This is a genomic window from Gordonia sp. CPCC 205515, from assembly GCF_048537925.1.
In the GTDB taxonomy this organism is placed as follows: Bacteria; Actinomycetota; Actinomycetes; order Mycobacteriales; family Mycobacteriaceae; genus Gordonia.
Genome location: NZ_JBCLVJ010000002.1, coordinates 653732 through 678784, shown reverse-complemented (window position 1 = coordinate 678784; position 25053 = coordinate 653732). Strand labels below are relative to the sequence as shown.

Sequence of the window (25053 nt, the reverse complement as noted above, 5' to 3'; positions counted from 1 at the left end):
GATGAGCGAGTTCAGCGTTCCCGCACACTTCTCCATCCCCGCGAACGCCAATTGCACCGACATCATCTTCGGACTCGCCGAAAAGAACCCGGACAAGACCATCGTCCGCCGCAAGCAGGGGTCGGACTGGGTGCCGATGCGCGCGGCCGACTTCGTCGACCAGGTGACCAAGCTGGCCAAGGGTTTCATCGCCGCAGGGGTGCAACCCGGCGACCGCGTGGCCATCCTGTCGGGCACCCGCCTCGAGTGGTCGCTCATCGATTTCGCCATCTGGTCCGCAGGCGGTGTGCCGGTGCCCATCTACGAATCGTCGTCGGGCCCGCAGATCGAATGGATCATGGAGGACTCCGCGGCACAGGTCATCGTCGTCGAAACCGCTGCGCACCGCACCACATTCGAGACCGTCGAGGGACTGTCCGCGGTGAAGGTGTACCAGATCGACGCCGCCGGTCCCGGCGGTGCGGTGGCTGCGCTGACCGCGGCCGGTGCCGACATCGGCGACGACGAGGTGGCCGCGCGACGCGCCGGCGTTGGCGCGGCCGATCCGGCGACCCTCATCTACACCTCGGGCACCACCGGTCGGCCGAAGGGTGTCGAACTCACCCACGCCAACATGCTCTCCGAGATCCAGGGCGTGCTGGCCAGCAACATGCGGACCCTGCTCGGGCCCGACAAGCGGATGCTGATGTTCCTGCCGTTGGCCCACGTACTGGCCCGCGCGATCACCCTGGTCGCCATGGAGGCCGGCGTCGAGATCGGCTTCTACGGGGACACCAGGAACCTCGTCCCCGAGTTCGCGAACTTCAAGCCGTCGCTGATCCTGTCGGTGCCGCGGGTGTTCGAGAAGGTCTACAACACCGCACGTCAGGGCGCGCACGACGGCGGCAAGGGCCGGATCTTCGATCTCGCCGCCTCCACCGCGGTGGAGTATTCGACGGCGAACGAGAAGGGTTCGGTGGGGCTGCTGCTCAAGGCCCGTCACGCGCTCTTCGATCGGCTGGTGTACAGCAAATTGCGGGCGGCGCTCGGCGGCGAATGCGAATGCGCGATCTCCGGCGGCGCCCCCCTCGGCGCGCGTCTGGGCCACTTCTTCCGCGGGGTCGGTATCCCGGTGTACGAGGGCTACGGCCTGACCGAGACGACCGCCGCGATCGCGGTGAACACCCCCGGCGCAGTGAAAGTCGGCACCGTCGGAAAGCCATTGCCCGGCAACAGTGTTCGGGTCGCCGAGGACGGCGAGATCATGCTCAAGGGTGGCGTGGTGTTCGCCGAGTATTGGCGCAACGAAGAGGCAAGTGCCTCGGCGCTCGAGGACGAGTGGTTCCACACCGGTGACCTCGGCAAGGTCGATGCCGACGGCTTCATCACCATCACCGGCCGCAAGAAGGAGCTCATCGTCACCGCCGGCGGCAAGAACGTCTCACCGGCCGGTCTCGAGGATGTGATTCGTGCGAATGCGCTTGTCTCCCAAGCACTGGTGGTCGGTGACGCCAAGCCGTTCATCGCCGCGCTGATCACCATCGACCCCGAGGCCTTCCCGGCGTGGAAGGAACGCAACGGCAAGCCGACCGACGCGACGGTCGCTGATCTCCGTGACGACGACCAGCTGCTCGCCGAGGTCCAGTCGGCCGTCGACGAGGCGAACAAGACTGTCTCGCACGCCGAGTCGATCAAGAAGTTCCGCATCCTGCCCGACGACTTCACCGAGGAGACCGGCGAGATGACGCCGACCCTGAAGGTCAAGCGCAACGTGGTGGTGGACAAGTTCGGCGACGACATCGAGGCCATCTACCAGAAATGAGCCTCAGAGCAACTGCCGCAGCCGCGCGGCCATGTGCCGCCACTGCCAGGAGTCGACCGCGTACTCGCGGCCGTGGCGGCCCAACTCGGCGGCCGCGGCCCGGTCGGCGAGGATGCCGGTGACCGCGAAGGCGACCGCATCGATGTCGGTGCCGTCGACGACGGTGCCGGTGACGCCTTCCTGCACGGTTTCCGGTGCGCCGCCGGATTGTCCGGCCACCACCGGGACACCGCAGGCCGACGCCTCGAGGTAGACGATGCCCAGGCCCTCGACGTCGAGGCCGCGGCCGCGGGTACGGGCCGGCATCGCGAACACGTCGGCGACGTTGTGGTACGCCGGAAGTTCGTCGGACGGAACCGATCCGGTGAAGATGACGTGGTCGGCCATGCCCGTGGTGCGGGCCAGTTCACGCAGCTTCTCGGCATAGGGGCCGCCGCCGACGATCAGCAGCGTCACGTCGCCGATCTCGCGTCGGATCAGCGGCAGCGCGCGGATGAGGACGTCCTGCCCCTTGCGCGGCACCAGCCGGGACAGGCACAGCACCACCGGACGATCACCGAGTCCGTGGCGTTCCCGAATACGTTCGCGCGCTGGGAGATCCGGCCGGAACCGTTCGGTGTCGACGCCGGGCGGCAGGTATTCGAGGGCGGCGCCGGCGCCGAACGCCGAGGCGAACCGACCACGCGTGTACCGGCTGACGAAGGTGATGACGTCGACGTGGGCACCGATGTAGCCGAGAACCTGACGGGCGATCGGCAGCATCGACCAACCGACCTCATGGCCGTGGGTGCTCGCGATGACCCGCGACGCACCCGCGCGCCGCATCGCCGGCGCCAGCACCGCCAGCGGCGCCGCCGCCCCGAACCACACCGTCTCGATCTGGTGTGCCTTGATGATTTTCGCGGCGCGCCGCGCGACGAACGGAGTCGGCAGCATCAGCGTTGTCCGGTGCCGTACCACGGTGTAGGGCACCGCGGCGTCGAACTCCGCACAGCCACGCCAGCGCGGCGCATACACGACGACGTCCTCGGGCGGGAGCAGGTCGATCAGGTTCTGCAGATACGACTGGATACCGCCGGGTCGCGGCGGAAAGTCGTTGGTGAGCAACAGTGTTCGACGCATCACTGCACCTGCTTGGTGAGCCAGGCACGCCAGTCGGCGACGAATTGCGCCCGGGTGCGACCGGTGACCTCGGTGATGGCGGCGTCCTGACGCTTCGTGTCGCCACCGGCGGCGACGCCCGTGTAGAGCTTCTTGAGCCCGTCCTCCCCATACCGCTCCGCCACATAGGCGGCCACCGACCACGCCGACTGGTAGGCCAGGCGCGCCTGCTCCGAATCGACGGCGAACTCACCGTCGGCGGGCAGCGCGGTCGGGAGGTTCTGCGCGCGGATCTCTGCGGCGAGATCCGGTGCGGCGTCATCGAATCGGGTGTAGGTGCCGGTTCGGCCGACGTATTCGGCGACGCCCTCGGTGATCCACAGGGGTGCCGAGGAGGAGGTCACCGATCGGGCCGCGACGTGGGTCAGTTCATGGCGCAGCACCACGCCGAGCGCCGGTTCGGGCAGATCGCCCGCGCTCGGGGTGAGCACGATCCGCTGGCCGATCGCGGTGTGGTGCTCGGTATCGACCCGGGAGAACACCGTCGCGGCCGCCGCACCGGTGATGTCGGTGGCGGAACTGGCTGCCAGACCGCGGAATTCGGCCGGCCGGTCGGTGGCCACCACAACTGCGCGCCGCGGCCAGTCGTCGCCCCAGAAGGCGGAGACCGACGCCACCGCCCCCGGCAGCAGGTTGCGCAGATGGGCCACCGTGGTGGCGGTGCCCGGGTACGAGGTGATCACCGACTCCCCGCCCGCGGTGCGGACGTCGTCGGCGGCCAGTCCGGGGAAGTCCCACACCGTGATCGGTGCCGGAGTGCCGCCGATCGCCGCCGCGTCACCGACGACCGTCCAGTCGTCGCCGTAGCGCGCCATCACGAATTGGGTGGCCAGCACGATTTCCGGCTCGTCGACGCCGGGCAGCGCGGAACCGCCGAGGGCATAGTGCAATTCCACCGGCGCCACCCAGGAATCGGAGCTGCCCTGCGCGTCGAGGCGGCGCTGGAGTTGCGGCGGCACGAGTGTCTCGGCTTCCTCGGTGGGCGCCAGCTGGTAGCGGAACTCCTTGAGCTGCAATCGGTGACCGCGCACCGGTGACGGCTCGGCGGCGGCCGAGGCCGACGGGGCGCCAGAGGTGGACGGGGCGCCGGAAGTGGACGGTGCGGGAGATGGTGGCGGGGGCGCCGGATCGGCAATCACCCCCGCGCGCGACAGGTTGGTGGCCCCGGTCTGCACACGCTGGCGGAATGCGGGGGTCGCGGCGTCGTCGACGAGTTGGTCGAGACGCGCGGTGTCGCCGCTCACCATCGCCTTGCCGAAGGCGTCGAGCGCAGTCTGGACCCCCGCGGTGCGCTGTTCCTCGTAGACATTGGGCGCGGTCGTCGCGCTCGCCACGGTCGTCGAACTCACCGACGGCGCAGGTGACGCATCGTCCTGCGCGCAGCCGACCGCGACGGTGGCGACCAGCAACAGTGAGCTCACCGCGGTGAGTCGGACACGCACCAGTCAGTACCGGCGTGCCGAGTTGAAGGGTCCCGCCTCGTCGATCGGGACGACCTTGACCGGTACCCCGAAGGTGGAGGCGTGGATGACGTAACCGTCGCCGACGTACATACCGACATGATGGGCGTCCGGGTAGTAGATGATCAGGTCGCCGGGCCGTAGATCGTTGCGCGCCACCGACGTTCCGGCGCCGTTCTGCGCCTCGCTGGAACGCGGCAGGGTACGGCCTGCCTGCTTGTAGGCCCACACCATGAGGCCGGAGCAGTCGAACGAACTCGGGCCGGTGGCGCCCCAGACGTACGGGTCGCCGATGCGCGTCAGCGCGGCCTGCACCGCAACCAGCTCGGGTGCGGTGCCGCGCGGCACGATTCGCGGGTCGAAGTCGAAGCGGGGGCCGGCGAGTGCGGCCAGCTGCTTGCCGGTCATGGAGCCGTAGATCGCCCGGATGCGGATCGCCTGCAGTTGCAGGTTGGCCTGCTTGGCCTGGAGTTCGCCCCGGGTCTTCTCCGCGGCGGCGACGGCGGTGGTGGCCTCGTCGGCGGTCTGATCGGCGGCGGCCTTGGCCGCCGTCGTCTTCGCGCGAGCGGCCTTGAGACCCTTCAGATCCGCGGCGGCCTGACGTGAGACGACCTCGAGGCCCGACATCTGATCGAGCAGTGACTGCGGGGAGTCGCTGGTGAGCACGGCGTAGAGCCGATTGACCCGGGCGCCCTTGTAGCTGGCGCGAACCACCGAGTCGACCCGGTTCTGGTAGGCGTCGAGGCGTTTCTGGGTGGCGGTCAGCGTGGCCGCGGCCGCGGTCGACGACGCACGGGCCCTGGCGACGATGCCCCGCTGCTTGTTGTACTCGATCTGCGCGTTGTGCATCGCCTCGGCCGACTTCTCGGCGTCGGTGCTCAGTTTCCGGTACTGGACGAGCAATTGGTCGGCGCTGCGGACCGGGGCGGCAGTGGCGACGGGAGCCGCCGGCCCGAGCTGTCCGGCCACGACGACGCCGGCCAACCCGGCGGCGGCGAACATCGCCGGGACCGACCGCCCAGACCACCTACGTCCGGACCGCCAACCATCGGTCCACCATCCGGATACCACGGACTTCACTACTCCTCCACCGCTTTCCCCCACGCCCGGCATCGGCCGAAAGACTGTTCGGGCGGATCACGCCGTTCGCGTGATCCGCCCCAACACAACGCTCACCCTATCGGGTTACTCAGTAACGCCGGACGGCGGTGACGTTCCAGTTCTTGACGGAGTCCTTCTGGACCGGGACACCGTAGGTGGAGGCGTGCACGAAGCGACCGCCGCCGATGTACATGCCTGCGTGGCTGCCGCCGTTGAAGATCAGTACGTCGCCGGGCTTGGCGTCGGCGAGCGAGACACCGCGGCCCCCGCCGAGCTGTCCGTAGCTGTCGCGCGGGATGGTCTTGCCGGCCTGCTTGTACGAGTAGTAGACGAGACCCGAGCAGTCGAAGGCGTTCGGTCCGGCCGAGCCGTACGAGTACGGGGCGCCGATCTTGCTCTCCGCGATGCTGACGGCCTTCTGGGCAACGGTGCGCTTGCCGAAGAGACCGGCGCCGCCCTTGGGCTTGAACTGGTCCGGGATCTGGTTGTTGTTCAGGCCCGGCACGGTGAAGGAACCCAGGTTCGGGATCTCGACGGTGGCGCCCGGCGAGGTCTTGGCGGCCGGTGACGACTTCACGGCCGGGCCCTTGGGCTGCTGGAACTGCTGGGGGATCTGCTTGGTATCGACCCCAGGCAGTTCGAAAGTTCCGATATTCGGCACATGCACCGGCGCAGCAAGCGCCGGTCCGGCGACAGCGGCCAGCGAACCGACGGTGATCGAGCCGGCGACCACTGCACGCTTGGCCACCTTGCTGCCGCGGTTGGGCTGTTCCAAACGATGTTTGGCCACGAAGCTAGTTCTCCTTGTTCTCCCGCTACCGCCTACCGAGTTAGCTGTCGGGTTCGGGCCGGAAGAATGGCCCTACGTTTCTGCTCCGCTACCGTGAAGACACGGCTGTGGGCAGGCACGATTCACCCCCATCGGATTGCTCCGAAAAAGATGGTTCCCCGGTTCGCCCGTGAGGGCGATTGAGCGGTGACCTATCCAGACCACTCCGGTCGGAGCGGGACGCTCTGCAAAGGTCTCGGAAAGGTTACGAAACCGGATGCGGGTCTGTCCACCGGTCCCGGAATAGGGACGAACGACCCACTTTTCAGCCGGCTCGCAGAATTCGCAGAGATTTCCCCGCAGCGCCGCCCTGACGTGTGGTTTTCCCATTTCTTGCAGATAGTGCAGCGGAATTGGAGATCATTGCAGCAGAAGCGAATACATCGATCGCAGCGTCGATTTCGGCATCCGGTCCAGCGGGTGCGGCAGGGGTCTTTCCATACTCTGAAGAACGGCCATCGTCGCAGTTAGGGGCACCAAACAAGGTCTGCATCATGCACCCGTCACAGGCGAGCGGACGGGCCGGGCAGGACTGGCAGTCGATATACATTTGTGATCTCCATCTCATTTGCCTGCGGTCGGGTATGTCGCCGCGGTCCGACCTGGTGAATCGGACCTGCGTCTCACATGCCCCGGACACTAGAACCACCCACCGACAATTCCGTTTGTCACAGCTTTCCCGGGTGTCACACCAGTCACTGTCGGACCGTCGAACTAGTGTTCGCACCGTGGCCAGCAGCACCCTCAGCCCGCCCGGTGGGCAACTCACCTTCGCCGACCTCGACGACGGCGGCGACGACTATTCGGACCGCTCCCTGTTCGACACCACCCTCGTCGTCGTCGACCTCGAAACCACCGGCGGCAGCCCCACCGAGGACCGGATCACCGAGATCGGTGCGGTGAAGATCCGCGGCGGCGAGGTGATCGGCGAGTTCGCCACCCTCGTCGACCCGGGCTGTCGCATTCCCCCGCAGATCGTCACACTGACCGGCATCACCGAGGCGATGGTGTACGACGCTCCGCGGATCGGTGCGGTGCTGCCGGCATTCGTCGAGTTCGCGCGCGGCGCCATCCTCGTCGCGCACAACGCCCGCTTCGATATGGGGTTCCTGCGCCAGAACGCTGCTCGTCTGGATATCGACTGGCCATTCACCGTGAGCCTGTGCACCGTCACCATGGCCAGGCGCATCCTCACCCGCGACGAAGCGCCGTCGGTGAAGCTCTCGGTCCTGGCCGACCTCTTCCATGTGTCCGTGCGACCCACCCACCGTGCGCTCGACGACGCCCGCGCCACCGTCGAGGTGTTCCACTGTCTGCTCGAGCGGGTCGGCAATCAGGGTGTCGGCACCTTCCGTGAGCTCACCGCCTATCTCCCCCGGTCGTCTCCCCGCCTGCGGGCCAAACGGAGCATGGCCGAACACCTCCCGACCCGGCCCGGGGTGTATCTCTTCCGCGGCCCGTCCGACGAGGTGCTCTATGTGGGCACCGCGAGTGATCTGCGTCGCCGGGTGATGTCGTACTTCACCGGCAACGATCCGCGGCCGCGCATGGCCGAGATGGTCATGCTCGCCGTCCGCGTCGACCACGTCGAGTGCGCCCACGCCCTCGAGGCAGGCGTCCGCGAGCTGCGACTGCTGGCCGCGCACGCCCCGGCCTACAACCGCCGGTCCACCCAGCCCCATCGCGGGTGGTGGATCGTGCTGACGCCAGAACGATTCGGACGACTGAAGATCAGTCGCACGCCCGGCGAGGTGTCACTCGGACCGATCGGCAACCGGACGACGGCCGCCACCATCGCCGACCTCATCGGTCAGGCCGCCGGGTTGCGCAGTTGCACAACACGATTGGGACGCGCGACGCACCACTGGTGCCGGTCGGAGGACGTGGGCGGCCCGCGGATCGGCGGTTGCCACGCCGCGTCCGACCGGCCGCTGACGCTGCCCGACTACCTGCCGCGGGTCACCGCGGTCCGCGATCTCTTCGCCGGCGACTCCGATACGGTGATCGACACCCTGACCGCCCGACTGCACCACCTATCCGACGCGCAGATGTTCGAAAGTGCTGCGCGCCAACGGGATCGGATCTCATCGACCATCGACACGCTGGCTCGCTGCCAGCGGCTGGCCGCGTTGTGCACGATCGCCGAGCTCGTCGTCGCCCACCCGGACGGTGCGGGCGGTTGGGAGTTCGCGGTGATCCGGCACGGACGGCTGGCGAGTGCGGGTGTCGCCCGGCGGGGTGTCGCCCCGATGCCCGTCGTCGACCTGCTCGTCGCCTCCGGGGAGACCGTGCTGCCTGGAGAGGGGCCGTTGCGCGGTGCCCCCGTCGAGGAGGCGGGACTGCTCTATCGATGGATTCAGGAACCACACGTGCGGATCGTCGCGACGACCGAGGGGCTCGCGCTGCCCGCATCGAGTGCCGAACGTCGCCTGGACTGGTCGGCCGCGGCCCGTTCGGCACGCGAGCCGCGCCGCGCGGGGTGAGGCACCGGTCGGCACGCGACCGCAGCACTACTGTGTCAACCATGATCACCGCCATCGTCCTGATCCACGCCGACGTTCATCAGATCCCGGAGACCGCGCAGGCCGTCGCCGACATCGCGGGTGTCTCAGAGGTCTACTCGTGCGCCGGCGACGTCGATCTGATCGCCAAGATCAAGGTGCGCGACCACGAGGAGATCGCCGAGGTGGTCACCGGCAAGATCAACCGGCTGCCGGGTGTGCGGCACAGCGCCACCCACATCGCGTTCCGCAGCTACTCACGCTCGGACGTCGAGGGCGGGTTCTCCATCGGCGAGGAGTAAGAGGAGCCGCTAACCGGCCAGCGAGTTGCTCAGGGCGCCCCAACGGTCGAGCAGCGCGGCCGCCGAGCCGTCGTCGAGCACCGCGGCGGCGCGACTCATCGCGTCGCGCATGGCGTCGGTGAGTTGCGCCGACGTCAGCACCGCGCTCTGTTCGAATGCGACGATCGCGCCGGCCGCATTCAGCAGCACCGCGTCGCGGACCGGGCCGGGCGTACCGGCGAACAGGTCGCGGGCGATGACCGCGTTCGCCGCCGCGTCGCCGCCCTGCAGGGCCGAGAGCTGCACCCGCTCGATACCCAGGTCGGCGGGATCCAGGCTGAGTTGGTGCACCTGTCCGTCGACGACCTGCCAGACGGTCGAGGTGGTCGTGGTTGTCAGCTCGTCGAGACCGTCGTCGCCGCGGACGATCAGCACCGCACTGCCGCGGTCGGCGAACGCCTGTGCCAGCACCGGGGCGAGGTCCACGAACGCGCAGCCGATCAACCCGCGGTTCGGACGCGCCGGGTTGGTCAGCGGCCCGAGCACATTGAAGACCGTCGGGATACCGATCTGGCTGCGCGGCGGGCCGGTGAACCGGAACGCGGGATGAAAGACCGGGGCGAAGCAGAAACCGATGCCGAGTTCCTCCACACACCGCGCGACCGCAGGCGCGCCGAGAGTGATGTTGACGCCGAGCGCCTCGAGCACGTCGGCCCCGCCACTCTTCGACGACGCCGCCCGGTTCCCGTGCTTGACCACCGGCACCCCGGCCGCGGCGATCACGATCGAGGTCATGGTGGAGATGTTCACCGTGTGCGACCGGTCACCACCGGTGCCGACGACGTCGACCGCGGGGCGCGACACGTCGACCAGTGTGGCGTGGTCGAGCATCGCGGCGGCCAGGCCGCGCAGCTCGGCCGGTGCGGCGCCCTTCATCTTGACGCCGACACCGAAGGCGGCGATCTGCGCGCCGGTCGCGGCGTCGCTCATGATCTCGTTCATCGCCCACGCCGCCTCGTCCACACTGAGATCGATGCGGTCGGTGACGCGCCCGAGGATCTGCGGCCAGGTGTAGGTCGCCGAATCAGCGGTCGTCGATTCTTCGGGGGTGCTCACGGCACAAACAGTAGTGCGCGACATCGTCGTCGAACGACTCAACCCGGGCGCTGCAACACCTGCCAGCCGATCGCCGCCCCGCCGTGCCGGGAACCGAGGCTGGCCATCCGCGACCGTTCCTGCGACAGGTGCATGGCGTCGAGCAGTTGCACCCGGGCCAGCACCACCGTCGTGCGGTCCGGCTCGGCGACGGCACCGGTCAGCGGGTACGTCGTCGAATCCACCGCCCGATACTCGTCGAGACCGGCCGTGGCGATCGCCTCGGCCCCCCGCGCCGCCGGCAGCACCAGGACGTGCCGGACGACGACCTCCTCCTCCGCCCGCCACCGCGAGGCGTCGAGCACCGTCGACGACGCCGCGGCCTCGTCGACGGATTCGGCGACGACGATCAGGCCGTCCTCGACGACCTCGAGCGGGGCGTCCTCGGCGCGGCCCGCCACCCGATCACGCAACCGGGCCCAGCGACCCCGCTCCTGGGGCCGGCCATTGAGATCTCGTCGCTCCACACCCACCAGCAAAGCACGTCCCATGACACGCCGAAAAGAGCCGTGTGACCGGCCTTAACCAGCGATAAGAGAAATAGTTCGGACGAATATCGGCCCCGAGTGGTCAGCGCTTACTACGAACCGTCATACTTCACTTTGTGACTAGCGCGGTAGGTACTTCAGGGACAGCCATCACCTCGCGCGTGCACTCGCTGAACCGCCCCAACATGGTCAGCGTCGGCACCATCGTGTGGCTGTCCAGTGAGCTCATGTTCTTCGCTGGCCTCTTCGCGATGTACTTCGTCGCGCGAGCCAATTCTGCGATCGGGTGGCCACCAGAGCCGACCGAACTGAACCTGTACCTGGCGATCCCGGTGACCACGGTCCTGATCTTGTCGTCGGTGACCTGCCAGATGGGTGTGTTCGCCGCCGAGCGCGGCGACGTCTTCGGTCTGCGTCGCTGGTATCTGCTGACCTTCTTCATGGGTTCGTTCTTCGTCGCCGGCCAGGCCTACGAGTACTACCACCTGGTGCACGAGGGCACGACGATCTCCTCGAGCGCTTACGGCTCGGTGTTCTACATGGCCACCGGCTTCCACGGTCTGCACGTCATCGGCGGTCTCGTGGCCTTCATCTTCCTGCTGATCCGGACCAAACTCTCCAAGTTCACTCCGGCACAGGCCACCGCCGCGATCGTGGTGTCGTACTACTGGCACTTCGTCGACATCGTGTGGATCGGCCTGTTCGTCACCATCTACTTCATCAGGTAGTCATCCCCTCCGGGATGACCCTCCTGCACAACAGCAAACAGTCCGTCCGCTTAGTAGAGAGTCACAGATGAGTTCATCTCCACCGCGATCGTCGGATAGCGACGACGGCCAGGCCGGCACCACCGCCGCGCCCACCGCGCAGTCGGCACGTAAGGCGAAGTCGCGACGCAAGCTCCGTCGTCGGGCCAGTGGAACCCTGCTGCTGCTCGTCGGTCTGCTGACCGCCGGTGTGCTGGCGTCGATCCTGACGCCCAAGCCGCAGGTCGCCGTCGCCGACGAATCCAATGCCGCGCTCATCGCCGACGGCAAGAAGCTCTACGAGACCTCCTGCATCACCTGCCACGGCGCCAACCTGCAGGGTGTGGCCGACCGTGGTCCGGGATTGCTCGGCGTCGGCGATGCCGCCGTCTACTTCCAGGTCTCGACCGGCCGTATGCCCGCCGCCCGCGGTGAGGCCCAGGCCCAGCGCAAGCCCCCGAAGTTCACCCAGGCACAGATCGACCAGCTCGGTGCCTTCGTGCAGTCCCAGGGTGGCGGACCGCAGGTCATCTACGAGCGCAACGCCGACGGCTCGGTGAAGATGGAGGACGGTCTCCCCGTCCTCGCGCAGGAGTCGTTGCGTGGCAAGAACCTCGGTCGCGGCAGCGAGCTGTTCCGCCTGAACTGCGCGTCCTGCCACAACTTCACCGGTCGTGGCGGTGCGTTGTCGTCGGGTAAGTACGCCCCGGTCCTCGACCACGTCAAGGAGCAGCAGATCTACACCGCGATGCTCACCGGGCCGCAGAACATGCCGAAGTTCTCCAACCGTCAGCTCACGCTCGACGAGAAGAAGGACATCATCGGCTTCATCAAGTACGTCACCGAATCCAAGCCGCAGGGCGGTCTCGGACTGGGCGGCTTCGGCCCGGTCAGCGAGGGCATGGTGATGTGGGTTATCGGAGTCGTGGCGATCGTCGCCGGTGCGATGTGGATGGGATCACGGGCATGAGTGCAACCGGCGGGAACGACGTTCCGTCGCAGGACGAGCTCGACCAGATGAGCAAGGAAGACCTGGTCAAGCTCGGAACGAACCTCGACGGCGTGGAGATCATCCACCGTGCCGAGCGCTTCCCCGAGCCGGGTTCCGGCGTCGAGAAGCGTGCCGAGCGGCAGGTCGCGATCTGGTTCACCATCGCGGGTATCTCCGCGCTGGCCTGCTTCGTCATCTTCATCTGGAATCACTGGGAGTTCGCGCTCCCGGATTCGGTCGACTACTGGCGCTACACGCTCAACACTCCCCTGCTGGGTGTGACGTTCGGTCTGTCGGTGCTCTCGATCGGCATCGGCATGGTGCTCTTCACCAAGAAGTTCATCCCGTCGGAGATCTCCGTGCAGGACCGCCACGACGGCGGCTCGTCGGAAGCCGACAAGAAGACCATCGTCGCCGAACTCAACGATTCGCTGGTCACCTCGACGCTGCCGCGCCGCAAGATGATCATCGGCTCGGCCGCCTTCGGTCTGGGTGCCTTCGCCTTCACCGGCCTGATCGCCGGCCTGGGCGGATTCATCAAGAACCCGTGGGCGCAACGCGAAGATGCTCCGCTGTGGCACACCGGGTGGTCGCCGATCTACAACCCGGCCGACGACCCGAACGAAACCGTGTTCCTGCGCCGCGACACCGGCAACCCGCTGCAGGTCGCATTGGTCCGGCCCGAGGACCTCGACTCCGGCGCAATGGAGACGGTGTTCCCGTGGCGCGTCTCCGACGGCTATGGCGAGACCGAGGAGTCGCGGCACAAGCTGATCGAGGGGCTGCGCTACGTCAGCAACCCGGTGATGCTCATCCGTCTGCGTCCCGAGGACGCCGCCCGCGCCATCAAGCGCAAGGGTCAGGAGAGCTTCAACTACGGCGACTATTTCGCCTACACCAAGGTGTGCAGCCACCTCGGCTGCCCGACCTCGCTGTACGAGCAGCGCACCAATCGCATCCTCTGCCCGTGCCACCAGTCGCAGTTCAATGCTCTCGAGTTCGCCAAGCCCGTCTTCGGTCCGGCCGCGCGCGCACTGGCACAGCTGCCGATCACGGTGAACAATCAGGGGTACATGGTTGCCGCAGGTGACTTCATCGAACCCGTCGGACCGGCATTCTGGGAGCGTAGATCATGACCATGGCCGACCGTCTTGCCAAGCAGGGCGAGGAGCTCGACTCTCGTTACCACCTGTCTCCGGGCATCCGCCGACAGATCAACAAGGTGTTCCCCACCCACTGGTCGTTCCTGCTGGGTGAGATCGCGCTCTACAGCTTCATCATCCTGCTGGTCTCCGGTGTCTACCTGACCTTGTTCTTCGACCCGTCGATGAGTGAGGTCATCTACGACGGCGCCTACCAGCCACTCAACGGCGTGATGATGACCCGCGCCTACGAGACCACCCTGAACATCTCGTTCGAGGTACGCGGCGGGCTCTTCGTCCGGCAGATCCACCACTGGGCGGCACTGCTGTTCGCGGCGTCGATCATCATCCACATGATGCGCATCTTCTTCACCGGTGCGTTCCGTCGTCCGCGTGAGGCCAACTGGATCATCGGCTGCCTGCTGCTGATCCTGGCGATGTTCGAGGGCTTCTTCGGCTACTCGCTCCCCGACGACCTGCTCTCGGGCACCGGCGTCCGCGCCGCGATGAGCGGCATCGTGCTGGGCATCCCGTTGATCGGTACCTGGATTCACTGGGCGCTGTTCGGTGGCCAGTTCCCGGGCGACATCATCATCCCGCGCCTGTACGTCATGCACATCCTGCTGTTCCCGGGCATCATCCTGGCGCTGATCGGCGCGCACCTCGCGCTGGTCTGGTACCAGAAGCACACCCAGTTCCCCGGCCCCGGCCGCACCGAGAAGAACGTCGTCGGCGTGCGCATCCTCCCGGTGTTCGCGGTGAAGTCGGGCGCATTCTTCGCCATCACCACCGGCGTGCTGGGCATCATGGCCGGCATCTTCCAGATCAACCCGGTGTGGGTGATCGGCCCGTACAACCCGGCGCACGTGTCGGCGGGTTCGCAGCCCGACATCTACATGATGTGGACCGACGGCCTGGCCCGTCTGATGCCACCGTGGGAGCTCTACCTGGGTAACTACACGATCCCGGCCATCTTCTGGGTCGTCGTGATCATCACGATCATGTTCGGTCTGATGTTCTCCTACCCGTGGATCGAGAAACGCCTGACCGGCGACGACGCGCACCACAACCTGCTGCAACGGCCGCGCGACACCCCGGTCCGTACCGCGATCGGCGCGATGGCCCTGTCGTTCTACGTGATCCTCACGTTGTCCTGCATGAACGACATCATCGCGTACAAGTTCCACATATCGCTGAACGCGACGACGTGGATGGGCCGTATCGGGCTGATCGTCGTGCCGCCGCTGGCCTACTTCATCGCCTACCGCTGGGCGCTGGCCCTGCAGCGCAGCGACCGTGAGGTGCTCGCACACGGCATCGAGACCGGCATCATCAAGCGGCTGCCGCAGGGCGAGTACATCGAGGTGCACCAGCCCCTCGGCCCGGTCGACAGCCACGGCCACCCGATCCCGCTCCCCTACGAGGGTGCAGCCCTGCCGAAGCGCATGAACAAGCTCGGTTCTGCGGGTGCCCCGGGTACCGGTTCGATCCTGGTCGCAGACCCGCCGGAGGAGCAGGTCCGCAACGTCGAGCAGGATCACGTGAACGAACGTGCCGAACAGCAGGCCCTGCGCGAGTTGCAGGCCAAGGGCGCCAACCCCCTCGCCTACCCCCCCCCCCCAAACCCCCCCCCCCCCACCCGAATTCGGTTGTGGGGGAGGCCGGTTTCGTCTGTCGATAGCCGATTAGGATCGACGGTGATGACTAGCAATCAAACACGCTGGACCACGCTGCGGCAGATCACCCAGGGACTCGGTCACCTCGACGCGGAGATCTTCGACAGCATCGCCCGCTCCCCCAGCCCCGGCCTCGACGCGACGATGCCCACCCTGACGCGCGCCGCCGATCACTCGAAGCTGTGGATGGCGATTGCCGCGGGCATGGCGATGTCGGGTAAACCGGCGGCCCAGCGGGGTGCCGCCCGTGGACTCGCCACCCTCGCCGTCACCAGCCTGGTCACCAACCAGGTCGCCAAGCGATTCCGCAATCGTGCCCGTCCCGCAGTCGGGTCGGTACCGTTCGAGCGACGCTCCCGACGACAACCCACGTCGAACTCGCTGCCGTCGGGACACTCGGCGAGCGCCGCCGCATTCGCGGTCGGTGCAGGCCTCGAGCATGCCCCCACCGGACTGGTCCTCGGCGGCCTCGCCGGGCTGGTCGGACTGTCGCGGGTGGCGACCGGTGCCCACTACCCGGGTGATGTGCTCGCCGGATTCGCCATCGGGTCCAGCATCGCCGTGCTGGGAGCCCGATTGGTGCCACCGATCCACCAGCACTCGATCGCGGTCGCCGAAGCGACGACGGTGCCCACAACGGCTCGACCCACCGGCGCTGGCGTGGTGGTCGTGGTGAATCCGGAATCCGGCGACGGCACCGGTCGCCGCGTCATCGACGAGATCCGCCGAGAATTGCCGGACGCCGAGATCGTCGAGACCTCCCCCGACGACTCCGTCGAGCAACTGCTGCGTGACGCGGCGTCGCGCGCCGAGGTGCTCGCCGTCGGCGGCGGCGACGGGACCGTGGCCACCGCCGCCCGCATCGCCTTCGAGCAGGAACGTCCGCTCGCGGTCTTTCCGGCCGGCACCTACAACCACTTCGCCCGCGACGTCGGCGTGCCCACCGTGGCCGACACGGTCGCCGCGATCCGCGACGGTGACGTCACCCGCATCGACCTGGTGCGGCTCGGCGACAACACGATCATCCTCAACACCGCGAGCATCGGCGCCTACCCGCATTTCGTCCGCACCCGAACTCGCCTGCAGCACAAGCTCGCTCGACCATTTGCCACCGCCATGGCGCTCGTCGCGACGTTCCGCAGCGACGAGCCGGTGCGCATCGAGACCAACGGCAAGGTCATCGAGACGTCGCTGTTCCTCCTCGGCAACTCGATCTATCTGCCGGCCGGTTTCGCACCGTCACGGCGGCTCCGGATCGACGACGGCCTGCTCGATGTCCGGATACTCGACCACGGACCACGCTTCGCCGGACTACGGCTGGCCGGTGCACTGCTCGCTGGGCGTCTGGAACGATCCCCGCTGTATCACGAACTGCACGTACCCGAGTTCACCTTCCGCGCCGTCGACGAACCGATTGTGGTGGCCCATGACGGTGAGGTCGGCGACTCCTATCAGGAGGCGACATTCCGGGTGCTCTACCGGGCACTGCCGGTGTTCCGGCCACACACGAAGTCCTGAGACCTACGAGTACGACGACGGCCGCACCCGGAGTCCGGATGCGGCCGTCGTCGAGAAGACTTGCTGATCAGTGCTTTTCGGGCCCGACGTGGTATTCGAACACCAGCCCGGCAGCGGTACCGATGATCACCAGCGCGGCGAAGATGGCGAACCAGAAGTTGCCCGTCGCGAAGCCGATCGCGAACATCGCGGCACCGGAGGCGAGCAGGACCGGCCACCACGAGTGCGGGCTGAAGAAGCCCAGTTCACCTGCGCCGTCCTCGATCTCGGCGTCCTCGTAGTCCTCCGGACGGATCTCGACGCGACGCGCGACGAACCGGAAGTAGGTGCCGGCGATGAGTGTCAGACCACCGCTGAAGAACATGCATGTCACGCCGGTCCACTCCACGCCCTTGCTGGAGAACACGGTGAACAGCGTGTAGGCGATACCCGCGAGGAAGAAGAACGCGGTCAGTAGCTCGAAGATCCGGGCTTCGATTTTCATCCGTTTGCTCCCACCGTGCAGTTCTGCAGGGACGTGTTGAAGCTGTCGCCGAGATCCTTCGGCGTGTCACCGTTGGTCTTACGCCGGGTCTCGAACGGCACCGTGGTGACCGAGGTGGGCACCTCGCAGATCGCTTGCAGCGCCTGGGCGTTGGTCGCCGTGGGGTTCTGGTCGCGGTAACGGATGTAGCTGTCGAACTTCGCCTTGCTCACGGCACGGACCTCGAAGTTCATCATCGAGTGGTAGGTGCCGCACATCTCCGCACAACGGCCGACGAATGCACCCGGTCGATCGATGCTCGAGATCTGGAAGATGTTGTCGGTGTGGTTCTGCTTGGGGAACGGCATCACGTCGCGCTTGAACAGGAACTCCGGCACCCAGAACGAGTGCACGACGTCGGCCGAGGCGATCTCGAACTGGATACGCTCGCCGATCGGGAGCACCAGGATCGGGACCTCGGTCGACGAACCGACCGTCTCGATCTTGTTGAAGGTCAAGTAGTTACGGATGTCGTCGTCACGACCACCGGCGGGCAGCGGCTTGGGCATCTCCTCGCCGCCGTGCTCGATGCGCTCGCTGACCTGCAGGTCGAAGGGGCTACCCATCCGCTCGAAACCGTTGTACGTGCCGCCGTCGGCGAACTCGACGTTCTTGTAACCGAACTTCCAGTTCCACTGGAACGCGGTCACATCCACGGTGACCTTGGAGTCGTCGGTCTTGGATTCGACGTCGTTCTGCACGATGACGGTGAAGTAGAACAGCACCGCGATGATGACGAACGGGATCGCCGTGTACGCCAGCTCGAGCGGGACGTTGTAGGCCGTCTGCCGCGGGAACTCGTCGTGCTCGGTGCGCTTCTTGTTCGCGCGGTGGAAGGTGATGGTCCAGAAGATCAGGGCCCACACCAGGATGCCCATGATCAACGCCGCGATCACCGACCAGGTCCAGAGGTCGCCCATCTTCTTGGCCTCGGGCGTGACGCCTGTCGGCCAGCCGAAGCGCATCGCCTGCCGCGCATCGCAACCCGACATGAGCAGCGCACCGATACCGAGTGCAACGACTACGCCGACCTGCTTGATCGCCCGCGATGCGGATCGGGGCTGTCTCGCCCGCGGCCGTCCACCGTGTGCCAATTTCACGCCTTCCCGCTCGCTCGGAACCGGCACGCCGTGCCGACCGAGTTGCCATGCCACATGACCCGCACAGTGCCTTCTTTGCCTAAGCCCGGGCATTTCTCACCCGGCGCCAAGGCAATTCTTGCACCTAGTACTACGCAGCGTAGACCAACACGGCGAAGCTTTCGTGATTGGGGTTTGCAGTGGCGGCGCCGCGTTGCCCGCACTCGGTCGCCGCGGCCTGTCTGAGGCATACTCGACCCGTTGGAAGCGTGTGTGTTCATGGAGAAAGAGGGCTCGTCAAGGTGTGTGGTCTGCTCGGTCTGCTGACGTCGGACGGAACGGCGGCCACCGCTGTCGACCTGGTGTCCGATGCGTCCCACTGCATGCGCCATCGCGGCCCCGATGAGCCCGGGACCTGGCACGACGACGATCTGGTGCTCGGATTCAACCGGCTGTCGATCATCGACATCGAGCACTCCCATCAGCCCCTGCGGTGGGGTCCGCCGGAGAGCCCGGAGCGCTACGCGCTGGTGTTCAACGGCGAGATCTACAACTACCTGGAGATCCGGGAGGAACTGCGCCGCGACGTCGACGCGCAGTTCCGCACCGAGGGTGACGGCGAGGCCATCGTCGCGGCCTTCCATTACTGGGGTCCCGACGCCGTCCGCCGGCTGCGCGGCATGTTCGCCTTCGCGCTCTGGGACACGCAGGAGCGGACATTGTTCGTCGCGCGCGACCCGTTCGGCATCAAGCCACTGTTCATCGCGACCGGTCCCGGCGGCACCGCCTTCGGCAGCGAGAAGAAGAGTCTGCTGGAGCTGATCGACCGCCTCGGCCTGGACGAGAGTCTCGACCCACGGGCCATCGAGCACTACACCGTGCTGCAGTACGTCCCCGAGCCGGAGACGCTGCACACCGCGATCCGACGACTCGAGTCCGGCTGCCACGCGACGATCCGCCCCGGTCAGGCACCAAAGGTACAGCGCTACTTCACCCCGCAGTTCGGGGTTCGCCCGGTCACCGACGCCACCCGGCAGCGCCGCTACGACGAGATCGCCGCGGTGCTGAGCGACTCGGTGGCCAAGCACATGCGCGCCGACGTCACCGTCGGATCGTTCCTGTCGGGCGGTGTCGACTCGACCGCGATCGCCGCGCTGGCCATCCGGCACAATCCGGACCTGATCACCTTCACCACCGGATTCGAGCGCGACGGCTATTCGGAGATCGACGTCGCCGTCGAGTCGGCCGAGGCGATCGGTGCGCGACACATCGTCAAGGTCGTCACACCCGACGAGTTCATCGCCGCGATCCCGGAGATCGTCTGGTACCTCGACGACCCGGTCGCCGACCCGGCCCTGGTCCCGTTGTATTTCGTGGCCAAGGAAGCCCGCAAGCACGTCAAGGTGGTGCTCTCGGGTGAGGGCGCCGACGAACTGTTCGGCGGCTACACCATCTACAAGGAGCCGTTGTCGCTGCGCGGCTTCGATCACCTCCCCCGCGCCCTGCGGCGACTCGCCGGCAAGGCGTCGGACCGCATCCCGGAGGGCACCCGCGGCAAGAGCCTGCTGCACCGCGGATCGCTGACGCTCGAGGAGCGCTACTACGGCAACGCCCGCAGCTTCGACGACGCCCGACTGCGCGCGGTGCTGCGCGATTACCGCCCCGAGTGGACCCACACCGATGTCACCGCACCGATCTACGCGATGTCGGAAGGCCTCGACCCGGTCGCCCGGATGCAGCACATCGACCTGTTCACCTGGCTACGCGGCGACATCCTGGTCAAGGCCGACAAGATGACCATGGCCAACTCACTGGAACTCCGGGTGCCGTTCCTCGATCCCGAGGTCTTCAAGATCGCCGAAACGCTCCCCTACGACGAGAAGATCGCGCACAACACCACGAAGTACGCGCTGCGCAAGGCACTCGAGCAGATCGTCCCGGCCCACGTGCTGCACCGCAAGAAGCTCGGCTTCCCCGTCCCCATCCGTCACTGGCTCGCGGGTCCCGAGATGTACGACTGGGCCCACGACACCATCGAGAAGTCCCAGACCGATCACATCCTGAACAAGGCCGCGATCCTGGTGATGCTCAACGAACACCGCGACGGCGTCGTCGACAACAGCCGCCGGCTCTGGACACTACTGATGTTCATGGTGTGGCACGGGATCTTCGTGGAAAAAACCATCGTGCCCACCATCGAGGACCACAGTTACCCCGTGCGTCTGTAACGGACGTAACGCTCCCCCCAACGCCATCAGCACGAACGTCGAGAGCAGCTGAGCGCGTTGGGTGCTAAAGGTGCGTCGCGATGTCTTTTGCTGCGTCGTCCCCGTAGGCTTCCGCGATACGCTTGATTGCCAGGTCGCGGTCCCAGGCCCAGTCTTGGGTGGAGACGGTCTCGAGGACCAGGACGGCGACCATCGAGCCGACCTGGGCGGCGCGTTCGAAGCCGAAGCCCTTGGTCAGCGCGGTGAGGAAGCCGGCGCGGAAGCCGTCGCCGACGCCGGTCGGATCGACCTTCTCGGTTTCCGGCACCACCGCGACGTGGGTTCGGGTGCCGTCGGACTCGACGATCTCCACGCCGTCCTTGCCGAGCGTCGTGATCCGGGTGCCGACCAGTTCGGCAACCTGCGCCGCGCTCAGTCCGGTCTTCTGCTGCAGCAGGCCCCACTCGTATTCGTTGGTGAACAGGTAGGTCGCGCCGTCGATCAGGGCGCGCGCCTGCTCACCGTCGAGCCGGGCGAGCTGCTGAGAGGGATCGGCGGCGAACGGGATGCCCAGTTCGCGGCATTCGGTGGTGTGCCGCAGCATCGCCTCGGGGTCATCGGCGCCGATCAGGACGAGCTCGGGGGTGCCGGTCTGCGCGATGACGTCGGCGAGCGCGATCTCGCGGGCTTCGCTCATCGCACCGGCGTAGAAGGTCGCCAGCTGTGCCATCGTCTGATCGGTGGTGCACATGAAGCGGGCGGTGTGCTGGGTGTCGGAGGTGCGGACCCCACGGCAGTCGACGCCGTGCGCCTCGAGCCACTGGCGGTAGTCGTGGAAGTCGGCGCCTGCCGCGCCCACCAGGACGGGATTGCCGCCCAGTTCACCCATCGCGTAGCAGATGTTGCCGCCGACCCCGCCGCGTCGCACCACCAGATCCTCGACGAGGAAGCTCAGCGAGATGTGCTCGAGGTGATCGCCGAGGAGCTGCTCGGAGAACTTCCCGGGGAAGGTCATCAGATGGTCGGTTGCGATGGAGCCGCAGACAACGATTGCCACGAGGGATTCGCCCTTCGGTACTAGCGGGTTGGACAGCTGTTCACGGTACCCAGGGGGTCAGACAACGCTGACCGCACCCCCGGATGTCGGGGATGCGGTCAGCGGAAGAACTGTGTGTGAACGCGCGGGAGGCGTCAGTTGAACGAGTCGCCGCAGGCGCAGCTGCCGGTCGCGTTCGGGTTATCGATGGTGAAACCCTGCTTCTCGATGGTGTCGACGAAGTCGATGGTCGCGCCCTGAACGTAGGGTGCGCTCATCCGGTCCACCGCGAGGGTGACGCCGCCGAAGTCGGAGATGACATCTCCGTCAAGGCTGCGGTCGTCGAAGAAGAGCTGGTACCGCAGGCCGGCGCAGCCACCCGGCTGGACGGCGATGCGCAGCGACAGATCGTCGCGGCCTTCCTGGTCGAGCAGGGCCTTGGCCTTGGCCGCGGCCGTGTCGGTCAGAATGACACCGGTCTCGGTGGCAGCTCCGGATTCGTTCTGAACGGTCATCGATGCTCCTCAAGTATCTCGACTCGCCGGTCGTTGCGCAGGATCCTCCCCGCGATCTGACCACGTGCTGTTCTCAACGGTACCCCGTCGGAGTCTATTCCTGCCCATCAGAGAGTCCGCGGTCAGCACGATGAGCGCGAGCCATACCACCGCGAAGCCGATCCATCGCTCGATCGGCATCGGCTCGCCGAGCACCCACACGCCGATGATCAACTGCATGATCGGCGTGATGAACTGCGCGATGCCCAGCACGGTCAGCGGAACCCGCCGCGCCCCAGCGGCAAACAGCATCAGCGGCGCCGCTGTCACCACCCCGGCCAGCGCGAGCAGGGTCGCGTGACCGGCACCCGCGCTGCCCATCGTCAGCCCGGAGGTCGCGCCGACGACGATCAGGAGCCCGGTCGCCAGTGGTGCGAGCCACAGCGATTCCAATGTGAGTCCGCTCAACACGTCGACCGACGGCCCGATGTGCTTCTTCACCAGCCCATAGAAGCCGAAGGAGAACGCGACACCGAGCGCGAGCCATGGAAAGGAGCCGTAGCCCACCACGATGACCACCGCGGCCACCGCGGCGAGGCCGATGGCCACCCACTGCAGGCGACTCAGGTGCTCACGTAACACGGTGACGCCGAGCAGCACGGTGACGATCGGGTTGATGAAGTAGCCGAGGCTCATCTCGATGACATGCCCGGTGAGTGTCGCGATGAGGAAGATCTGCCAGTTCAGGTAGATGAGGACGCCGGCGACGCCGGTCCACAGAACCAATCGGCGCTGCCGCAGCACCGCCCGCAATCGCGGCCAGCCGCCGACGATCGGGATCGCGATCACGTAGAACACCAGCGACAGCAGGACGCGCCACGCGACGACCTCCCATGGCCCGGTCGGCTCGAGCAGCACGAAATAGAGGGGTAGGAAACCCCAGAGAACGTAGGCGCCGACGGCGTAGGCGGCGCCGACGAGACGTTGCGACGCCTCGTCCAAGTTGTCGGTCACCGGTTTGCGGTCACCACCGGACCACTGTCACTGCGTCGACGCCCATTGGGACGCCACCTGCTCGGCGAGTCGGGTCAGTTGATTGTCGGCATCGGTCATCGCCACCTCGACCGACCCCGCGACGTCGACGATGGCGTGCGCCGAACGGATACCGGCAGCCGCGATCTCCTCGTCGCTCAGCGCCACCTGTCCGGCGAAGACAACGGTCGGGATGCCCGCGGCCTGCGCGGCTCCGTTCAACGCGGACACCACCTTGCCGCGCAGCGTCTGCGAGTCGAACTTGCCCTCGCCGGTGATGACCAGGTCGGCGGCGGCGATGTCGGCGTCGCGGTCGGTGGCCTCGGCGACCACGGTCGCACCGGAGACACGCTTTCCGCCGAGGGCCAGCAGCGCCGCCCCCAGCCCGCCGGCGGCACCGGCGCCGGGTTCTGCGGAGATATCGCGGCCGGCGAGTCGGCCGAGCACCCGCGACCACTGCGTCATGCGTTCCTCGAGCCGCCCCAGCGCGTCGGGGTCGGCACCCTTCTGCGGTCCGAACACCGCGACCGCCCCGAGCGGACCGAGCAGCGGGTTCTCGACATCAGAGGCGGCGATGATCGTGACGTCGGCGAGTCGCCGGGCCGCTGCGTCGGGTCCGCCGAGCGCGTCGATCATGCCGCGACCGCCGTCGCTGGTGGCCGAGCCGCCGAGTCCGACGACGATCGTGGTGACACCGTCGTCGAGTGCGGCCGCGATCAGTTGACCGACCCCGGTGGTGTCCGCCGACATCGAGGTGCGCGGTGTCGGGCGGCCCCCGAGCTGATGCAGGCCGCAGGCCTGGGCGCATTCGATGTAGCCGGTCGGCCCCGCTCCCCGATCCGCATAGAGCCAGGAGGCGGTGACCCCGGCACCCAACGGACCGACCACGTCCGCGCTGCGGACCTCGCCGAACCGCGCGGCGAGGACGTCCACGAACCCCGGCCCGCCGTCGGACTGCGGGGCGGGTGCCAGCACGTCATCGGGCCGCGCCCGGGCCCAGCCGCGGGCGATGGCGGCGGTGGCGTCGACAGCCGAGAGTGTGTCGCCGAAGGAGTCCGGCGCGATCAGTACCCGCATGGGCGGAAGTATAGGGAGGACCGGCGACGTCGGCAGCACCATGGCCTACGCTCAATTGTGTGAAGTTGCCATGGAAGTCCAACGACGATTCGGCCGCAGAGGCCGCTGACGACGCGGTGTCCGACACCGTCGAGGACGTCACCTCGACCAGCACCGACGGCGATTCCAAGGGCAGCGCCTACACCCCGGGCAAGGGGCGTGCGACGCCGAGTCGCCGCGAGGCCCAGGGACGCAAGCGCGGCCCGGTCGCGCCGCCCCCGACGACACGTTCCGAGGCCCGGGCGCGCAAGAAAGACCTCAAGACCTCGATGACGAAAGAGGAGAAGCGTCAGGCCTCCGACGAGCGTCGATCGCAGCGCATGGAGCAGCGCGAGCGGATGATGGCCGGCGACGAGAAGTATCTGCCGGCGCGCGACAAGGGCAAGGTCAAGCGATTCGCCCGCGACATCGTCGACTCCCGGCGCAACTTCGCCGGACTGTTCATGCCGTTCGCGATCCTGCTCATCGTCGTGATGTTCGTACCGTCGATCGCGATCTACGCAAACTTCGTGCTGCTCGCGTTCGTGCTCTGCATGGCGATCGACTCGTACATCCTGGGCCGCATCGTCAACCGCCGGGTGCGCGAGCGCTATCCCGATGTCGATCCGTCCGAGACGGGCTTCCGCCTCGGCTGGTACTCGTTCACTCGCGCCATGCAGCTCCGTCGGATGCGTGCCCCCAAGCCTTCGGTGTCACCGGGCGACGAGGTCTGATCG

The 25053-nt window shown here is 67.1% G+C and carries 21 protein-coding genes, 1 pseudogene and 1 riboswitch; of the genes and pseudogenes, 10 read left to right on the top strand and 12 right to left on the bottom strand.

Going from position 1 to position 25053, the window contains the following annotated elements:
- Position 1: 1 nt before the first annotated feature.
- Entirely contained in the window at positions 2-1801 is a 1800-nt protein-coding gene (locus AAFP30_RS03500; RefSeq protein ID WP_419228428.1) for an AMP-dependent synthetase/ligase, read from the top strand.
- Positions 1802-1804: 3 nt separating this feature from the next.
- On the opposite strand, the gene AAFP30_RS03495 is transcribed toward AAFP30_RS03500, so the two are convergent.
- From AAFP30_RS03495 to AAFP30_RS03480, 4 genes are all read right to left on the bottom strand, one after another.
- Positions 1805-2923, bottom strand: a complete 1119-nt coding sequence (locus AAFP30_RS03495; protein WP_419228427.1) for a glycosyltransferase family 4 protein — start codon at positions 2921-2923, stop codon at positions 1805-1807.
- Positions 2923-4383, bottom strand: a complete 1461-nt coding sequence (locus AAFP30_RS03490; protein ID WP_419228426.1) for a peptidase MA family metallohydrolase — start codon at positions 4381-4383, stop codon at positions 2923-2925. Before AAFP30_RS03490 ends, AAFP30_RS03495 begins: the two co-directional genes overlap by 1 nt.
- A gap of 24 nt (positions 4384-4407) precedes the next feature.
- Positions 4408-5424 (bottom strand): C40 family peptidase, encoded by a 1017-nt coding sequence (locus AAFP30_RS03485; RefSeq protein WP_419228662.1) that lies wholly within the window; start codon positions 5422-5424, stop codon positions 4408-4410.
- Positions 5425-5611: 187 nt separating this feature from the next.
- Positions 5612-6313 carry a C40 family peptidase gene (locus AAFP30_RS03480; protein WP_419228425.1) on the bottom strand — a complete coding sequence of 234 codons (702 nt, stop codon included), beginning with the start codon at positions 6311-6313 and terminating at the stop codon, positions 5612-5614.
- 14 nt (positions 6314-6327) lie between these two features.
- Positions 6328-6509, bottom strand: a riboswitch (cyclic di-AMP (ydaO/yuaA leader).
- A 571-nt stretch (positions 6510-7080) separates the two neighbouring features.
- Between AAFP30_RS03480 and AAFP30_RS03475 the strand changes: the two genes are divergently transcribed.
- A complete protein-coding gene (locus tag AAFP30_RS03475) occupies positions 7081-8835 on the top strand; it encodes a DEDD exonuclease domain-containing protein (RefSeq protein WP_419228424.1) in 1755 nt (584 codons plus the stop codon).
- 41 nt (positions 8836-8876) lie between these two features.
- Positions 8877-9155 carry an Lrp/AsnC family transcriptional regulator gene (locus AAFP30_RS03470; RefSeq protein WP_419228423.1) on the top strand — a complete coding sequence of 93 codons (279 nt, stop codon included), beginning with the start codon at positions 8877-8879 and terminating at the stop codon, positions 9153-9155.
- Positions 9156-9164: 9 nt separating this feature from the next.
- Here the strand turns inward: AAFP30_RS03470 and trpD are convergent, their stop codons facing one another.
- Positions 9165-10250 carry an anthranilate phosphoribosyltransferase gene (trpD, locus tag AAFP30_RS03465; protein WP_419228422.1) on the bottom strand — a complete coding sequence of 362 codons (1086 nt, stop codon included), beginning with the start codon at positions 10248-10250 and terminating at the stop codon, positions 9165-9167.
- 38 nt (positions 10251-10288) lie between these two features.
- Positions 10289-10780, bottom strand: coding sequence for a hypothetical protein (locus AAFP30_RS03460; protein WP_419228421.1), 492 nt, complete (start codon positions 10778-10780; stop codon positions 10289-10291).
- A gap of 113 nt (positions 10781-10893) precedes the next feature.
- Here AAFP30_RS03460 and AAFP30_RS03455 point away from each other — a divergent pair, with 113 nt between their 5' ends.
- The 5 genes and pseudogenes from AAFP30_RS03455 to AAFP30_RS03435 all read left to right on the top strand — a co-directional run bounded on the left by AAFP30_RS03455 (position 10894) and on the right by AAFP30_RS03435 (position 16850).
- Complete coding sequence (locus AAFP30_RS03455; protein WP_419228420.1) at positions 10894-11505, top strand: cytochrome c oxidase subunit 3; 612 nt, start codon at positions 10894-10896, stop codon at positions 11503-11505.
- Between the two features lie 67 nt (positions 11506-11572).
- Entirely contained in the window at positions 11573-12493 is a 921-nt protein-coding gene (locus AAFP30_RS03450) for a c-type cytochrome (RefSeq protein ID WP_419228419.1), read from the top strand.
- Entirely contained in the window at positions 12490-13650 is a 1161-nt protein-coding gene (locus AAFP30_RS03445) for a ubiquinol-cytochrome c reductase iron-sulfur subunit (protein ID WP_419228418.1), read from the top strand. Before AAFP30_RS03450 ends, AAFP30_RS03445 begins: the two co-directional genes overlap by 4 nt.
- Positions 13647-15260, top strand: a pseudogene (locus AAFP30_RS03440) (cytochrome b); the annotation flags it as partial. The gene AAFP30_RS03445 and the pseudogene AAFP30_RS03440, both read left to right, overlap by 4 nt.
- A gap of 96 nt (positions 15261-15356) precedes the next feature.
- Complete coding sequence (locus AAFP30_RS03435; protein WP_419228660.1) at positions 15357-16850, top strand: bifunctional phosphatase PAP2/diacylglycerol kinase family protein; 1494 nt, start codon at positions 15357-15359, stop codon at positions 16848-16850.
- 67 nt (positions 16851-16917) lie between these two features.
- On the opposite strand, the gene AAFP30_RS03430 is transcribed toward AAFP30_RS03435, so the two are convergent.
- Positions 16918-17334, bottom strand: a complete 417-nt coding sequence (locus AAFP30_RS03430) for a cytochrome c oxidase subunit 4 (protein ID WP_419228417.1) — start codon at positions 17332-17334, stop codon at positions 16918-16920.
- A complete protein-coding gene (locus AAFP30_RS03425) occupies positions 17331-18413 on the bottom strand; it encodes a cytochrome c oxidase subunit II (protein ID WP_419228659.1) in 1083 nt (360 codons plus the stop codon). The genes AAFP30_RS03430 and AAFP30_RS03425 overlap by 4 nt, the downstream gene beginning before the upstream one ends.
- 341 nt (positions 18414-18754) lie before the next feature.
- Between AAFP30_RS03425 and asnB the strand changes: the two genes are divergently transcribed.
- The gene (gene asnB, locus AAFP30_RS03420; protein ID WP_419228416.1) at positions 18755-20680 is read left to right on the top strand and encodes an asparagine synthase (glutamine-hydrolyzing); all 1926 of its coding nucleotides are present in this window, start codon (positions 18755-18757) and stop codon (positions 20678-20680) included.
- A 64-nt stretch (positions 20681-20744) separates the two neighbouring features.
- On the opposite strand, the gene AAFP30_RS03415 is transcribed toward asnB, so the two are convergent.
- From AAFP30_RS03415 to AAFP30_RS03400, 4 genes are all read right to left on the bottom strand, one after another.
- Positions 20745-21716, bottom strand: a complete 972-nt coding sequence (locus AAFP30_RS03415) for a carbohydrate kinase family protein (protein ID WP_419228415.1) — start codon at positions 21714-21716, stop codon at positions 20745-20747.
- A 134-nt stretch (positions 21717-21850) separates the two neighbouring features.
- Positions 21851-22210, bottom strand: a complete 360-nt coding sequence (locus AAFP30_RS03410; RefSeq protein WP_419228414.1) for a HesB/IscA family protein — start codon at positions 22208-22210, stop codon at positions 21851-21853.
- 9 nt (positions 22211-22219) lie between these two features.
- Complete coding sequence (gene rarD, locus AAFP30_RS03405) at positions 22220-23203, bottom strand: EamA family transporter RarD (RefSeq protein WP_419228413.1); 984 nt, start codon at positions 23201-23203, stop codon at positions 22220-22222.
- A gap of 27 nt (positions 23204-23230) precedes the next feature.
- Complete coding sequence (locus tag AAFP30_RS03400; RefSeq protein ID WP_419228412.1) at positions 23231-24298, bottom strand: glycerate kinase; 1068 nt, start codon at positions 24296-24298, stop codon at positions 23231-23233.
- Positions 24299-24357: 59 nt separating this feature from the next.
- Here AAFP30_RS03400 and AAFP30_RS03395 point away from each other — a divergent pair, with 59 nt between their 5' ends.
- Positions 24358-25050 (top strand): DUF3043 domain-containing protein, encoded by a 693-nt coding sequence (locus AAFP30_RS03395; protein WP_419228411.1) that lies wholly within the window; start codon positions 24358-24360, stop codon positions 25048-25050.
- Positions 25051-25053: the final 3 nt, after the last annotated feature.